Source organism: Vibrio sp. HI00D65 (assembly GCF_001635455.1).
Taxonomy (GTDB): domain Bacteria; phylum Pseudomonadota; class Gammaproteobacteria; order Enterobacterales; family Vibrionaceae; genus Vibrio.
Genome location: NZ_LWEH01000200.1, coordinates 1 through 219 on the forward strand (window position 1 = coordinate 1; position 219 = coordinate 219).

The window sequence follows — 219 nt, forward strand, 5'->3', positions numbered from 1 at the left end:
CTAACGACGCAGCATGAAGGACATCCATCATATTCTGTTCGTCATCTTCAATGATGCCGTAATCAACGATCTCACAGCCCAGTTTTTGAAGCATACCGATAATAGTAAAACGGTTTGAATCGTAGATAGAATTTGGTTTCTGCTCGCTACCTGGTGCTTGAACTTCATCACCTGTAGAGAATACGCCAACTTTCACTTTACGTAGAACAGGGCAGGTGC

At 43.4% G+C, this 219-nt stretch carries 1 protein-coding gene; it reads right to left on the reverse strand.

What is annotated here, in order from left to right; genetic code table 11:
- Window positions 1–219: molybdopterin-binding protein (locus tag A3712_RS15205; RefSeq protein WP_269451426.1), on the reverse strand; the 219-nt coding region annotated here is incomplete at both ends.